Genomic DNA, 14,532 nt, shown 5'->3' with positions numbered 1-14,532 from the left:
CGCGGTGTCATCGGTCTCCCTGCCTGCTTCGGTGCCCTGCCCTGACTCTCCCTCCATGGTCGTCACGGCCGACCAGCGCCGCATCCCGGCACAGCGACACCGGCGTCCGCGCGAGCGGGTGAGCCGGCATCTCCTCGGTCGGCGGGCCAACGATCTCACGGAGGCCGCCGGCCGCCGGGCTCCGGGCCGCTCGTCCGGGACGGTGAAGATGTGTTCGCGAGGGGTTGACGGTGGCGTGTGTGACGGCCACCTTCGATAGCACCCGAAAAGTGGGAGCGCTCCCATGAAGCGCGGATCGTCTCGACTCGGTCAAGGAGGCCCCATGCACACGCCTGGTCGCTTATCCCGGAGGACGTTGGTCACGGCCGCCGCCGCGGGCGTCGTCACCGCCGTCGCGGCTCCCGCGCGGGCAACCGGCGCGCGGACCCGATACCACACTGCGGGCCGGGTCAAGAGCGCCGCCGACGGATTCGTGCAGTACACCTGGCCCGGCATCTCCTTCGAGGGCCGGTTCCGCGGCACCGGTGTCGGCATCGTCCTCGACGACTCGGACAACGACTACGACGTCCAGATCGACGGACGCACCCACGGCACGCTGGTGACCCCGGGCCGGACCGTCTCCTGGGTCGACGGCCTCTTGGACACCGAGCACCGGGTGCGGCTCGTCAAGCGCACCGAAAGCCCGTGGGCCGTGGGCCGGTTCGGCGGGTTCATCGCCGCTTCCGGCGGCGCGATCCTCCCCAGACCCCGGGCGCGCAGCCGACAGATCGAGTTCATCGGTGACTCCTTCACCGTCGGCTACGGCAACGTCTCGGGCACGCGCGACTGTTCGAGCAACGGAGGAGTGAACCGGAACAGCAACGCCGACCTCGCCTTCGGCGCCCTCACCGCCCGGGGCCTCGACGCCGACTACCAGATCAACGCGTTCTCCGGCCGAGGCATGGTCCGCAACTACAACGGCAGCAGCCCCGACTCCGACTTCCGCACGTACTACGACCGGGCCCTGCTGAACGTCGAGGGCGACGTCTGGTCGCCTCCCGGCACCTGGCGGCCCCAGGTCGTGGTGGTCGGTCTGGGCATCAACGACTTCTCCACGCCCCTCAATCCAGGCGAGCGCTGGACCACGGAGGACGGTCTGGTCGCCGCCTACAAGGCCGCCTACCAGGGCTTCCTCGACAAGCTGCGCGCCCGGTACGGCCCCAGGACCTTCATCGTGGTCAGCGCCACCCGCCTCTCCCGCACCACCGCGTTCGCGCAGGCCACCCGGCACATCGTCCAGGAACGCAACCGGCGGGGCGACGGCCGGGTCCGCCACTGGTACTACGACGATCCCGGCCTGGACTTCCTCGGCTGCGACTGGCACCCCTCCGTCGCGGACCACCGGATCGTCTCCGGTCTGCTCGACGACCACCTCGCCGGCCTCCCGCTGCGCTGGTGACCGGACGGCGCAACGGTGCGTCAGCCGACAGGTGGCGTACGGATCGCGGCGATGTCGAACTGGAGACGCACCTTCTCACTCACCATGGCCCCGCCTTCGGCCAGTTTCGTGCTGTAGGTCAGGCCCCATTCGGAGCGGTTGATGGTGGTGGTGCCGTCGAAGCCGACCCGCTCGTATCCGAAGGGGTCGATGACGTGGCCTATGTAGGTGAGTTCCAGGACGACGGGGCGGGTGCTGTTCTTGATGGTGAGGTCGCCGGTCATGCGGTAGACGTCGGGGCGCGCGAGGTGCACGGCGGTACTGGTGAAGCGCATGCGCGGATGGTTCCTGGCGTCCAGGAAGTCGCGACCGACCAGGTGGGCGTCCCGTTGTTCCACACCCGTGTCGACGCTGGCGGTGTTCAGGATGATTTCGGCCTGCGAGCGGGCCGGGTCACGGCCGTCGAAGTACAGGCGGCTCTGGTATTCCGTGAAGGCTCCGCGCACCGTGGTCACCATCGCATGCCGGACGGAGAAGCCGATCCTGCTGTGCGCGGGGTCGATGACCCATTCCCCGGTGAGATGCGCCAGGGCGGGATCCGGAAGAACCGCGGAGGCGGCGGCCTGTGACGCGGTGGAGTGCTGGGGAGCCGCAGCGGACTCCGGGCGGCGGAACGAGGTGCCACGGCTGAACAAATTCATGATTCACCTAAGTACTGCACAAGGGATGTTGTCGCAAGCCCGCATCGGGCGCCGGAGCTTTTCGGAGCCTTACCGCACCATCTGCGCACCTTCTCGGCATGTCCGGCGAACGAAAACTCCACACATTCACCATCAGGCTGCAAAGAAACGGAAGGGAATGAGCCGACCGCAAGTCGGCCCACTCTTCCACGACTTCTCGGTCCGAACGTCTCGAAAACCTCTGGTCCGCTCCGACGAGGGTGCGGACCTCGAAGTCTTCGTAAATGTCCGGTGTTCGCATTCTGCGACCGACCCGGAAGAAGTCTGCATCTCTTCTCACGTCAGGTTGTCTCAAATGCAGTGCACATCATGCCCGCCGCGACCGGCCCCGCACCCACCGTGTCGTCAGCGGACCCCGGTGTGCCGGCCTTCGACGCGGTACAGGTCCGTGGAGGTGCTGATCAGTTCCCGCTGCTCCTCCCGCGAACCGACCATCGGCTGTGAGCCGTTGAGGGGGACCTGGGCGCTCTCCGGCAGGAACTTCACCGTCACCAGGCCGATGACACCGGCCACCATCAGGTAGTAGGCCGGGACGAGGTCATTGCCGGTGACGCTGACCAGCGCCTCGGTCACCAGCGGGGTGGTTCCGCCGAAGGCGGCGACGGCGAAGTTGAAGCCGATGCCCATGGCGGCGTAGCGGACGGCGGTCGGGAACAGGGCGGGCAGGGTGGCGGCGCTCGGAGCGGCGAAGCAGGCCAGCAGGGTGGAGAGGATCAGTACGCCGAGGATCGGCGGCCAGGTTCCGTCCGCCTTGATGAGGAGGAAGGACGGGACGGCGAGGACGATCATCGCGGCGGCCGCGACGGCGTAGACGGGCCGTCGGCCGACGCGGTCGCTGAACCGCCCGATGAAGGTGATCAGCAGCACGATCCACACCATGCCGATCAGCACCAGGACGTCGGCGGAGCCGCTGGAGCGGTGCAGCGTCTCCGTCTGATAGGTGGGCAGGAACCCGGTGACCATGTAGTTGGTCACGTTGTAGAGCAGCACGAGGCCCATGCAGATCAGCAGCGGCCGCCAGTGGTCCTTGACGATGGTGCGCAGCTCGCCGCCCGCCGACTCCTGGGCGAGGTTCTTCTCGTGTTCGTCCAACTGCTGCTGGAACGCCGGGGACTCCTCCAGCTTGAGCCGCATGTAGAGGCCGATGACGCCGAGCGGCCCGGCGATCAGGAACGGCAGGCGCCAGCCCCAGGAGACCATCTCGGCATCGCTGAGCAGCAGGTTCAGGACCGTGACCAGGGCGGAGCCGAGGGCGTAGCCAGTGAAGGTGCCGAAGTCGAGCCAGCTGGAGAGGAAGCCGCGGCGACGGTCTGGGGAGTACTCGGCGACGAAGGTGGTGGCGCCGCCGTACTCGCCGCCGGTGGAGAATCCCTGGACCATGCGGGCGAGCAGCAGGAGCACCGGGGCCGCGATGCCGATGGTGTCGTAACTGGGGATCAGGCCGATGGCGAAGGTGCCGGCCGCCATCATGATCATGGTGGTGGCGAGCACCTTCTGCCGGCCGATCCGGTCGCCCAGCGGGCCGAAGACGAGGCCGCCGAGGGGCCGGACGACGAACGCCGCGGCGAAGGTCGCGAAGGAGGAGACCACCTGGGCGGCCGGTGAGGCGTCCGGGAAGAACACCTTGCCGATGGTGGCGGCGAGGTAGCTGTAGACGCCGAAGTCGAACCACTCCATGCAGTTGCCGAGCGCGGAGGCACCGACCGCACGCTTCAGCAACGGCCGTTCGACGACCTGGACGTCCTCTTCGCGGAAGGCACCCTTGTTCCGGCGGAGTCGTCGGGTCAGCTCGTCGCGGACCTGACGCGGCAGGTTCGCGACGGATTTCGGGATGTTTCCCCTGCCCGGCGGATGGGACTGCCCCTCGGGCTTCGCCTCGACCACGGTGCGCCTTTCTCCCGACATGACCTGTACCGCGCCGATCGTCCGGCGCACGTCACAGCTGCTGCCCGAGTTCGCGCGCGGCACACGGGAAACGCCTGCTCCGCATCACGGGCCGCCCGGCAGGTCAAGGTAAGCGATGGGTAGCGCCAAGAGGAGACCAAGATCCGCTGATGATTTCCCCCCGTCCGGCCATGGTTGGGTAACGCGGCGGATCAACCTCCGACTCGGACGTACGTTCCTCTCCGTGAAGAGCGAAGACACCCCCCTCAGACCCTCCGGCCAGCAGTCGGCCACCTCTGCCCGCGCACGGTTCGCCGCGTCCCGTCCCGCCCGTCGCGGCTTCCTGCGCGCCGGGCTGTCCGGGGCCGCGGCCCTCGGGACCGGCGTCACCCTGGCCGCGATCCCCGCCTCGGCGGCGAGCCGCGGCACGAGCCGTCGTCCCAGCACTCCCGAGGAAGCCCTGCGGGCACTGGCGGCGGGCAACGCCCGCTGGAGCACCTACCGGGAGAAGCACCCGGACGAGACCCCCACCGTCCGGCAGACCGTGGCGTCGGGTCAGCATCCCTTCGCCGTCATCCTCGGGTGCGTCGACTCCCGGGTGCCGCCGGAGCTCGTCTTCGACCAGGGCCTCGGTGATCTGCTCACCGTGCGCACCGCCGGGGAGGTCCTGGACGAGGCCGTGCTCGGCAGCGTCGCGTACGGCGTCCTCGAACTGCAGATCCCGCTGGTCCTGGTGCTGGGCCACCAGTCGTGCGGCGCCGTGAAGGCCGCCGTCCAGGCGGACACCTCCGGCGAGGAACTGCCCGCCCACATCCAGTATCTGGCCGACCAGATAGCGCCGAACATCGACCGCACCAAGGACGGCGACGCCCGCGTCGACTCCACCATCGACGCCAACATCCGGGCCGTCCGCACCCGGCTCGCCGCCGAGCCGGACCTCGCCGCCAAGGTGAACGCCGGTCAGCTGGCCATCGTGGGCGCCCGCTACGAACTGACCAACCAGGTCGTCCACCACATCGCCTGACCACCACACGCCGGCGCGCGGGCCTCACGGTCCGCGCGCCGCGAACGCCGGGTGCGAGGCGCTGCGGCGGTGTCCGCCCCTGGGCGTCCACCCATCCTTTTCACGGCAGACGGCGCAGTGGCACGCCGCCCCCGAAAATCCGTTGCGGCGGCCCCTCCTCCCCCGGACCCTGACCCCATGTCCTCTCTGCTGCGCCCCGCCTCACTCGCCGACGCCCCGGTCATCACCGGTCTGCTCAACGCGGTCGACGTGCTGGAGATCGGCCGGGAGGAGACCGACCTGCACACGGTCGAAGCCGATCTCAGGCATCCGGAGACCGATCTCGGGCGCGACTCCTGGCTGGCCTTCGACGGGGAGCGGCTGGTGGCGTACGGGCTGCTGTGGGACGAGTCGAAGGGCGAACGCATCGACGCCGATCACTATGTGCTGCCCGATCACCAGTCGGCCGGGGCGCGGATCCTGGACGCGATGCAGGTCAGGGCGCTGCACAAGGCGCGTGCGAACGGTGCCGAGCGGGCCGTGGTGCATCTGCATCTCAACGTGGCGCCCACGGTGGACACCGGGCTGCTCCGCGCGCGGGGGTGGACGGTCGTGCGGCGGTATCACGTGCTGCGGCGGGCCCTCGGTCCTGGCGAGGCGCTGCCGCCGACGGCGCCCGCCGGGGTGCGGGTGCGGTTCTGCGAGACCGAGTCGGACCGGATGCGCGTGCACGAGCTGTACCAGGTCTCGTTCGCCGGGCATTTCGACTTCCAGCAGCGCGCGTACGGCCCGTGGCTGCACGACGTCGACGGCGAGAGGCTCGACTGGTCGCTGGTGTTCGTCGTCAGCACCGACGACCTCGGGGACGTGGGGTTCCTGATCGCCCGTGACGACCGCGAGGCCATGGGCTGGATCCGCAGCATCGGCGTGTTGCGCGAGGCCCGGGGGCGAGGGCTGGGCGGGTTCCTGCTGCGGCACGCGTTCGCCGCCTTCGCCGGGCGGGGACGGGACGCCGTGGGACTCGGCGTGGACACCGCCAACGCCACCGGGGCGCCCGAGTTGTACGCGCGCAACGGCATGAGCGTGCACTACGCCGTCGACACCTGGGAAGTGACCCTCACGTGAGGCGGGCACCGGTGCGGGTGACCGCGCCGTTCGCCCGAGTGAGCCTCTGGAGTGGTGGGATCCCCGGGGCTGACTGACGGTGGATCACGTCGAGGTCGGGTCACGTCGGCTGACGAAGTGGCAGCTGTCCCGGCCGAGGCGGAAGGAATGCAGATGCGCTCTACACGCATGCTCCTGGCCGCGGCGGCGGCCGCGGCGGTCGTCGGGATCTCCGCACCCGGCGCCCACGCGGACGGGGGTGACTGGGGCCACGAGAAGTCCTCGGACAGTCATGAAAGCTCTTCATACAACAAGGAGCACGGCAAGGACGGCAGGCACGACGCGCCACGCGGTGGCATGCACACCGGTGGCGGCGCGCTGACCGTGGCGGACGACGAGGAGTGGGGCACGGCACGGGACCCCAAGCACGACCCTGAGACCTACCGGAGCGGCAAGGACGGCACGGAGGCGTACAAGAACACCAAGCACGACCCGGAGATCTACAAGGACTCGTACAACGGCGGCCACGCCAAGGGCGGCCACGACAAGGGCGGCCACGACAAGCCCCATGGCGGGATGCACACCGGAGGCGGCGCGCTTGCCTCGCCGGGTGTGACCGCCGGCGGGCTGGCCGTCCTGGCAATCGCCGGCGGCGGTCTGTACGCGGCGCGCCGCACCAGGACGGCCGGGAACACGGCCTGACCCGTGCCCGACGCGATACCGGCCGAGGCCGCCACTCGTGCGCAGGGTGGCGGCCTCGCCGGCGACCGCTTGTCACTCCGGGACTAAGCGGCGTCGCGCCGCACTCACCTCAGGCAAACGCACCGCCGATCCGCCCGGACCTCCCTCCGGTCGCTGCCATATTCGGAGGCGACTTCGGAGGTGGCTGTGACGACAGAGGTGACGACACCCCAGGCAGCGGAGACGGCGTGCACACCCGACCGAACCGTCGACCGGGTCGCCGACCTGGAACGCCGCCGAGCGACGGCGGTCGCGCCGGGCGGCGCGAGAAGACGCGGGGAGTTCGGGGCCCGGGAGCGGATCGACCGGCTGCTCGACGCGGGCTCCTTCACCGAGACGGGACAGTTCGTCCGGGCCCGCTTCGCCGAGGGAGGGGGACACCGCCCCTACGGTGACGGCGTCGTCACCGGGCACGGCACGGTCGACGGCCGACCGGTGTGCGTGTTCGCCCAGGACTCCACCGTCTTCGGCGGCAGCATGGGCGAGGCCTTCGGTGAGAAGACCGTCGCCCTGATGGACCTGGCCCTGAAGACCGGCTGTCCGGTCGTCGGGCTCAACGACTCCGGCGGCGCCCGCATCCAGGAGGGCGTCGCCTCGCTCGCCCTCTACGCCGAGCTGGTGCGCCGCAACGTGCAGGCGTCCGGGGTGATCCCGCAGCTCTCGGTCGTGCTGGGGCCGTGCGCGGGCGGGGCCGCGTACTCGCCGGCCATCACCGACTTCACGGTGATGGTGGACGGCGCCTCGCACATGTTCGTCACCGGGCCCGACGTCATCGAGGCCGTGACCGGCGAGCGCACCACCGCCGAGGACCTGGGCGGCGCCCGTGCCAGCAACGCCGTCAACGGCAATGCGCACTTCCTCGCCGCCGACGAGGGCGACGCCCTGGAGACCGTACGGGAACTGCTGTCGTACCTGCCCGCCAACAACCTCGAACGGCCCCCCGAGTACGCACCCGGGTCCGCGCCCGCCGCCGACTGGCTCGACGAGGTCGTCCCCGACCGGCTCGGGCAGGTCTACGACATGCGGGACATCCTGCGGGCGGTCGTGGACGACGGTGAACTCCTGCACGTGCAGGAGCTGTTCGCGCCGAACATCATCTGTGCGCTGGCCCGGGTCGAGGGCCGTTCGGTCGGGGTCGTCGCCAACCAGCCGCTGCATTCGGCCGGGGTGCTCGACATCGACGCCTCCGAGAAGGCCGCGCGCTTCGTGCGGTTCTGCGACGCGTTCGGCATCCCGCTGCTGACCTTCGCCGACGTGCCGGGCTATCTGTCCGGTGTGCGGCAGGAGCGGGGCGGGATCATCCGGAGGGGCGCCAAGCTGTTGTACGCCTATGCCGAGGCGACCGTTCCCAAGGTGACCGTGGTCGTACGCAAGGCGTACGGGGGCGGCTACGCGGTCATGGGTTCCAAGCATCTGGGCGCCGACGTCAACCTCGCCTGGCCCACCGCGCGGATCGCCGTCATGGGCGCGGAGGGGGCGGTGGGGGTGCTGCACCGGCGTGAACTCGCCGCCGCGGACGATCCCGAGGCGCTACGCGCCCGGCTCGTCGCCACGTACGAGAGCACCTACGGCACCCCCTATCTGGCCGCCGAACGCGGATACGTCGACGCCGTCATCGCGCCGCGCGAGACCCGCGCCCACATCTGCCGCGCCCTGCGCGCCCTGCGGGGCAAACGGGCACCGATGCCGCAGCGACGGCACGGCAACATCCCGCTCTGAGTCTCCCGGCCCGTTCCACCGCGCAACGCCTCCGCCCCGCAAGACGCTTCCGCGACGTGAGGAGCCACTCCCCTGATGGACAACCGCCCCCCGCTCACGCCCGCGTGCCGGACCCTGCCGGAGTACGTGCGGCACTGGGCCGAAGCCGCCCCCGACCGACGGGCCTTCACCTTCGTCGAACATCCCGCCCCGCACTCGCGCGGCGTGCACCGCACCCTGACCTGGCGACGCCTGGACCTGCGGGTACGGGCGCTCGCCGCCCGGCTCGCCGAGGAGGCCGAACCGGGGGCGCGGGTGGCGCTGCTGTGCCCGCAGGGCGTCGAGTACGTCACCGGGTTCCTGGCGGCCCTGGCCGCCGGGATGGTCGCCGTACCGCTGTATCCGCCCGGCCTGCCGGGGCACGCCGACCGGCTCGCGGGCGTGCTGGCCGACGCCTTCCCCACGGTCGTGGTGACCACCCGGCGCGAAGTGGAGGCCGTACGGGAGTTCTGCGCGGACCCGTCCCTGCGCATCGTCGGCGCGGACCAGGTCGCCGACGCCGCCGCCGAGCACTTCCGGCCGGTCGCCGTCGACCCGGAGGCGGTCGCCTATCTGCAGTACACCTCCGGATCGACGCGGGCGCCGGCGGGCGTGGAGATCACGCACGGCAACGTCGTCGCCAACGCGCGGCAGGCGTTGACCGCCTACCGTGCCGACGCGCACCCGGTGACCTGTGTCGGCTGGCTGCCGCTGTACCACGACATGGGGCTGGTACTGAGTGTGGCCGCTCCCGTCGTGCGGGGACTGCTGTCGGTGCTCATGGACCCGGCGGCGTTCCTGCACCAGCCGGTGCGCTGGCTGCGCCTGCTGGCCGCGCATCCCCGGGCGCTCACCGCCGCGCCCAACTTCGCCTACGACTACTGCGCCGCCGCCGTCACGGCCGAACAGAAGGCCGATCTGCGGCTGGACGGCGTGGCCGCGCTGATCAACGGGAGCGAGCCGGTGCGCCCCGGCACCGTCGACCGCTTCCACGCCGCGTTCGCCGAGCGCGGGCTGCCGCCGGACCGTCACTGTCCCTCGTACGGGCTTGCCGAGGCGACGGTGTTCGTCAGTGCCGCCCGGCCCGGTGAGCCGCTGCGGCGGTTCGCTCTGGACCGGGACGCCCTCGCCGCCGGGAAGGCCCTGCCCGCGCGGCCGGACGATCCCAGAGCCGTGCTGCTGGCCGGCTGCGGAACCCCGGCGGGGCAGCGGGTGCGGATCACCGACCCCGCGACGGATGCCGTCCTGCCGGAGGGCGAGGTCGGCGAGATACGGGTGCAGGGACCCAACGTCGGCCGCGGCTACCGCAACCGGGCCGCGGAGTCCCGGGACGTCTTCGGCGGCGAGACGGCCGGTCCCGGGGCCGGCGGCCGCTGGCTGCGCACCGGCGATCTGGGGACGGTCCTGGACGGACAGCTGGTGGTCACCGGACGGTTGAAGGACCTCATCGTCGTCGACGGGCGCAACCACTATCCGCAGGACGTGGAGGCCACGGCCCAGGAGGCGCATCCGGCGGTGCGCCGGGACCGGCTCGCCGCCTTCCCCGTGCCCGGTCCCGAGGGCGAGCGGGTCGTGGTCGTGGCCGAGCACGCGCGCACGGCGCACCTCGACGCGCTCGACGTACCGGCTCTGGTGCGCGCGGTGCGCGCCGCGGTCTCGGTGCGGCACGGTCTGCGGCCCGCGGACGTGGTGCTCGTGGCGCCGGGAACCGTGCCGCGTACGTCGAGCGGCAAGGTGTCGCGGGCGCTCACGCGGACGCGCTACCTGGAGGGCGCCTACGGGCGGCCCGTCGGGGCGGCGGAGGGCGCGCGATGACGGCCGTCGACGAGGCCGCGCTGCGCCGGCTGATCGCCGAGCGGGTGGCCGTCTGGAACGACATGGCTCCCGAGAACGTCCCCATGGACCGGCCGCTCGCCGACCTCGGCATGTCCTCCAGGGACGCGGTCGCCCTGGCCGGGGAGCTGTCGCACGTGCTCGGTCGCGAACTGCCCTCCACCCTGCTGTGGGAGACGCCGACCGGCGAGGCGCTGGTGTCCCGTCTGTGCGGCTGGGCGGAGGAGAGCACCCCGCTTCCCGTGGCTCCCACGGTGGCGCCGGGTGAGCCCGTCGCGGTCATCGGGGTCGGGTGCCGGCTGCCCGGCGGGGTGCACGGGCCGGCCGACTACTGGCGGCTGCTGAGCGAGGGCGTCGACGCGATCCGCCGGGTGCCGGAGGACCGGTGGCGCGACTTCACCGCGTTTCCGCCCGCCGACGCGTCCCCGTACGGCGGCTACCTCGACGACGTCGCGGGGTTCGACGCGGACTTCTTCCACATCACCCCGCGTGAGGCCGCGGTGATGGACCCCCAGCAGCGGATCCTGCTGGAGGTCGTCCACGAGGCGCTCGACCACGCCGCCGTCCCGGCCGCGTCCCTGGCGGGCACCGCCACCGGCGTCTTCGTCGGCATCTCCGCCCCGGAGTACGGGCAGCTCACCGGTTCCGACCCGGCCGCCGTCGATCCGTGGGCGCCGGCCGGTGCGGCCCTGAGTGTCGCCGCGGGACGCCTGGCGTACGTCCTGGACACCCACGGGCCGAGCGTGGCCGTCGACACCGCCTGTTCCTCCTCGCTGGTCGCCCTGCACCAGGCCTGCGTCAGCCTGCGGACCGGCGAGAGCGACACCGCGATCGCCGCCGGGGTCAACCTGCTGCTCTCCCCCACCGTCGGTGTCGCGTTCCGGCGGGCCGGGGCGCTGGCGCCGGACGGCCGGTGCAAGCCGTTCTCGGCGGCGGCGGACGGCATCGGCCGCGGCGAGGGCTGCGCGGCGGTGCTCCTGAAGCGGCTGTCCGACGCCGAACGGGACGGGGACCGGGTGCTGGCGGTGATCCGAGCCACCGCCGTCAACTCCGACGGCCGCTCGGGCGGCCTGATGGCACCCAACCCCGCCGCCCAGCAGGCCGTGCTCAGGAGCGCGTACGCCCGGGCCGGGCTCGATCCGGCGTGCGTCGACTACGTCGAGGCGCACGGAACCGGCACCCCCCTCGGCGACCCGATCGAGGCGGGCGCGCTCGATGCCGTGCTCGGCGCCGGCCGCGACCCCGACCAGCCGCTGCTGCTCGGTTCCGTCAAGAGCAACCTCGGCCACCTGGAGTCCGCCGCGGGCATCGCCGGCCTGGTGAAGACGGTCCTCGCCCTCCACCACGACCTCATCCCGTCCTCCCTGCACTGCGCCGAGGGCGCCCTGGGCGACGCACGCCTGCGGGTGGTGACCGAGCCCGAGCCGTGGCCCCGCTACGGCGGCACGGCCGTCGCCGGCGTCTCCGGCTTCGGGTTCAGCGGCACCAACGCCCATGCCGTACTGGAGGAATGGCGGCCCGGAGCCCTGCTGCCCGGCGCCGTACAGGAGCCCGCCGCTCGCCTGTACCCGTTCTCCGACGTCGACACCGAGCGCCTCCACGACACCGCTTCCCGGCTCGCCGACTGGCTCCGCACCGGCGAGGGCCGCGCCGCACACCTCGCCGACGTGGCGCGCACACTCGCCGGGCGCACCGGCCGCGGGCCCGTACGGGCCGCCGTCGCCGCCCGCGACCGGGACGAGCTCGCCGAGGGCCTGGACGCGTTGGCGGCAGGACGGAGCGATACGCGGGCCGTCATGAGCGAGCGTGGCCTCGTCGGGCGCGGGCCGGTGTGGGTCTTCTCCGGGTACGGCAGCCAGTGGGCCGGTATGGGCCGGCGGCTGCTGGAGGAGGAACCGGCGTTCGCGGCCGCCGTGGAGAAGCTCGATCCCCAACTGGCCGCGGAGTGCGGCCTGTCCCTGTACGACCGGCTGGCCTCGGGTGACGGCCTGGACCGCCTGGAGGTCGCGCAGCCCGTCCTGTTCGGGCTTCAGGTGGCACTCGCCGAGCTGTGGCGCTCTTACGGTGTCGAACCCGCCGCCGTGATCGGCCACTCCATGGGCGAGGTGGCCGCCGCGGTGTGCGCGGGCGCCCTGGACGTGCCGGACGCGGCCCGGGTGATCGCCGTACGAGCCCGGCTGCTCAGCCGGTTGAGCGGCGGCGCCATGGCGGTCGTGGACCTGGCAGACGGTGAACTGGAGGCGCTGGCAGAGGAGTTGCCCGGTGTTCAGGTGGCCGTGCACTCCTCGCCGCGTCACAAGGTCGTCACCGGTGACGAGGCGGAGGTGGCCCGGCTCGTCCGCCGGCTGGAGCGGGAAGGCCGGGGGGCGCGGGCCATGCGGGTGGTGGGCGCCGGACACTCACCGCAGGTGGACCCGTTGCTGCCGGAGCTGACCGAGGCGTTGGCCGGTGTGCAGGGGCGGCGGCCGCGGGTTCCGGTGTACTCCACCGTGCTGGCCGACCCGCGCGGGGACAGCGAGTTCGACGCCGCGCACTGGGCGGCCAACCTGCGGCGGCCCGTGCGTCTGGACCGGGCGTTGGCGGCCGCCGCCGCCGACGGCCACACCACCTTCCTGGAGATCTCGCCGCACCCCGTGCTGACGGGGGCCGTCGTCGACACCGTGCCCGACGCCCTCACCGTGGGAACGCTGCGCCGCGACGCGGACGGCTCGGCGGGGTTCGTGCGGCAGCTCGGTGCACTGTACGCCGCGGGGGTACCTCTGCCCCTGCCGCCCGGCCGTGTCGTCGACCTGCCGGCACCGCGCTGGCGGCATGTGCGGCACTGGTGGACGGACGGCGCCCGTAGCCGCGGGAACGGGCCGGCGCAGGCGCCGGTAGCCGCCGTCAAGAGGTCGGCGCAGGCACCCGAGGCCGCCGGGAACAGGTCGGCGCGGGCGCCGGTCGCCGGGAACGGTGCGGCCGATGCGCCGGTCGCCGCTCCGCACACCGGGTCCGCGTCCGTGCTCGCCCGGCTCAGCCACCACGTCGCCGCCGTCACCGGGCACCCCACGGCCCGGATCACGCCGGACGCCGCCTGGGCGGACCTCGGGCTGGACTCGCTGATGGCCGTCCGCATCCGTACGGCCGTGGAGCGCGAGTTCGGGATCGAGCTGCCGCTGCGCGACCTGCTCGGCACCGCGACCGTCGAGGAGGCGGCCGGGCGCGTCCGGCGGGCGGTCGGCGAGGGCTCGCCGTTGCGGGTACTGCGGGACACCGGTTCCGGGCCTCCGCTCTTCCTCGCGCATGCCGCCGGCGGTCCGACCGACGTCTACCGGGCGCTGGCCGAACGGCTCGGGGACGACCGGCCGGTGTACGGGCTGGAGCGGGTGGAAACGGCGCGCACGGTGACCGAGAAGGCCCGCCGCTACGCGGAGGCCATCGCCACCGCCCACCCCGACGGGCCCTGTCTGCTGGGTGGTTGGTCCTTCGGCGGGTTCGTCGCCCAGGAGACCGCTCGGCAACTGACCGCCGCCGGGCGGGACGTCGACCTGGTGGTGCTCATCGACTCCGTCCGGCCCCTCCCTGGGCCGGGGCGCACCCGGGCCGACCGGATCCGCGACCACTTCACGGGCTTCGCCCGGCATGTCTCCGAGACCTACGGTGCCCGGCTGGAGCTGCCGTACGACGAACTCGTGGCGACGGACGACGACACGGAACGGATCGACACCGTGCTGCGGGCGCTGCGCGAGGCCGTGGACGTGCCCCCGGCGGCGCTGGAGCATCAGCGGTCCTCGTACCTGGACCTGACGATCGGCGAGGCGCACCAGCCGGGCACCTACGACGGGCGGGTGGTGCTGTACCGGGCCACCGAGCCCGCCCCGCACACCGTGCGCGACCCGGCGTACGAACGGGACGACGAGGCGCTGGGCTGGGACGAGCTGTGCTCGCGCCTGGAGGCCGTCCCCGTGGGCGGACACCATCTGTCGCTGCTCGATCCGCCGCACGTCGACGAGATCGCCGTACACCTTCGGCGGCTGCTCGGCGCACCGGCGTACGCCGCCGGAGGAGCCGAGCAGACCAACTGAACCGAGATC

Annotated in this window: 9 protein-coding genes; 7 read left to right on the top strand and 2 right to left on the bottom strand. The window is 72.4% G+C overall.

From position 1 onward, the window contains the following. The first annotated feature begins 322 nt into the window (after window positions 1-322). On the top strand, window positions 323-1,438 hold the full coding sequence (locus tag KUM49_RS18715) for an SGNH/GDSL hydrolase family protein (RefSeq protein ID WP_217237989.1): 1,116 nt from the start codon (window positions 323-325) through the stop codon (window positions 1,436-1,438). A 20-nt stretch (window positions 1,439-1,458) separates the two neighbouring features. On the opposite strand, the gene KUM49_RS18710 is transcribed toward KUM49_RS18715, so the two are convergent. Continuing rightward, on the bottom strand, window positions 1,459-2,118 hold the full coding sequence (locus KUM49_RS18710) for a YceI family protein (RefSeq protein ID WP_217237988.1): 660 nt from the start codon (window positions 2,116-2,118) through the stop codon (window positions 1,459-1,461). Window positions 2,119-2,502: 384 nt separating this feature from the next. Then, entirely contained in the window at window positions 2,503-4,062 is a 1,560-nt protein-coding gene (locus KUM49_RS18705; protein WP_217237987.1) for an MFS transporter, read from the bottom strand. Window positions 4,063-4,285: 223 nt separating this feature from the next. Here KUM49_RS18705 and KUM49_RS18700 point away from each other — a divergent pair, with 223 nt between their 5' ends. The 6 genes from KUM49_RS18700 to KUM49_RS18675 all read left to right on the top strand — a co-directional run bounded on the left by KUM49_RS18700 (window position 4,286) and on the right by KUM49_RS18675 (window position 14,523). Next, entirely contained in the window at window positions 4,286-5,065 is a 780-nt protein-coding gene (locus tag KUM49_RS18700; RefSeq protein ID WP_374200172.1) for a carbonic anhydrase, read from the top strand. Window positions 5,066-5,242: 177 nt separating this feature from the next. After that, complete coding sequence (locus KUM49_RS18695) at window positions 5,243-6,169, top strand: GNAT family N-acetyltransferase (protein ID WP_217237985.1); 927 nt, start codon at window positions 5,243-5,245, stop codon at window positions 6,167-6,169. 153 nt (window positions 6,170-6,322) lie between these two features. Further along, window positions 6,323-6,850 carry a hypothetical protein gene (locus tag KUM49_RS18690; protein ID WP_254401401.1) on the top strand — a complete coding sequence of 176 codons (528 nt, stop codon included), beginning with the start codon at window positions 6,323-6,325 and terminating at the stop codon, window positions 6,848-6,850. 186 nt (window positions 6,851-7,036) lie between these two features. After that, window positions 7,037-8,608, top strand: a complete 1,572-nt coding sequence (locus tag KUM49_RS18685) for an acyl-CoA carboxylase subunit beta (protein ID WP_374200171.1) — start codon at window positions 7,037-7,039, stop codon at window positions 8,606-8,608. 75 nt (window positions 8,609-8,683) lie between these two features. Further along, window positions 8,684-10,441 (top strand): fatty acyl-AMP ligase, encoded by a 1,758-nt coding sequence (locus tag KUM49_RS18680; RefSeq protein WP_217237984.1) that lies wholly within the window; start codon window positions 8,684-8,686, stop codon window positions 10,439-10,441. Further along, on the top strand, window positions 10,438-14,523 hold the full coding sequence (locus tag KUM49_RS18675) for a type I polyketide synthase (RefSeq protein WP_217237983.1): 4,086 nt from the start codon (window positions 10,438-10,440) through the stop codon (window positions 14,521-14,523). Before KUM49_RS18680 ends, KUM49_RS18675 begins: the two co-directional genes overlap by 4 nt. Window positions 14,524-14,532: the final 9 nt, after the last annotated feature.

It is taken from the genome of Streptomyces sp. AC555_RSS877 (assembly GCF_019049245.1).
Classification (GTDB): domain Bacteria; phylum Actinomycetota; class Actinomycetes; order Streptomycetales; family Streptomycetaceae; genus Streptomyces.
The sequence above is the reverse complement of the archived record's forward strand: the minus strand, read 5'-3'. Positions and strand labels throughout refer to the sequence as shown.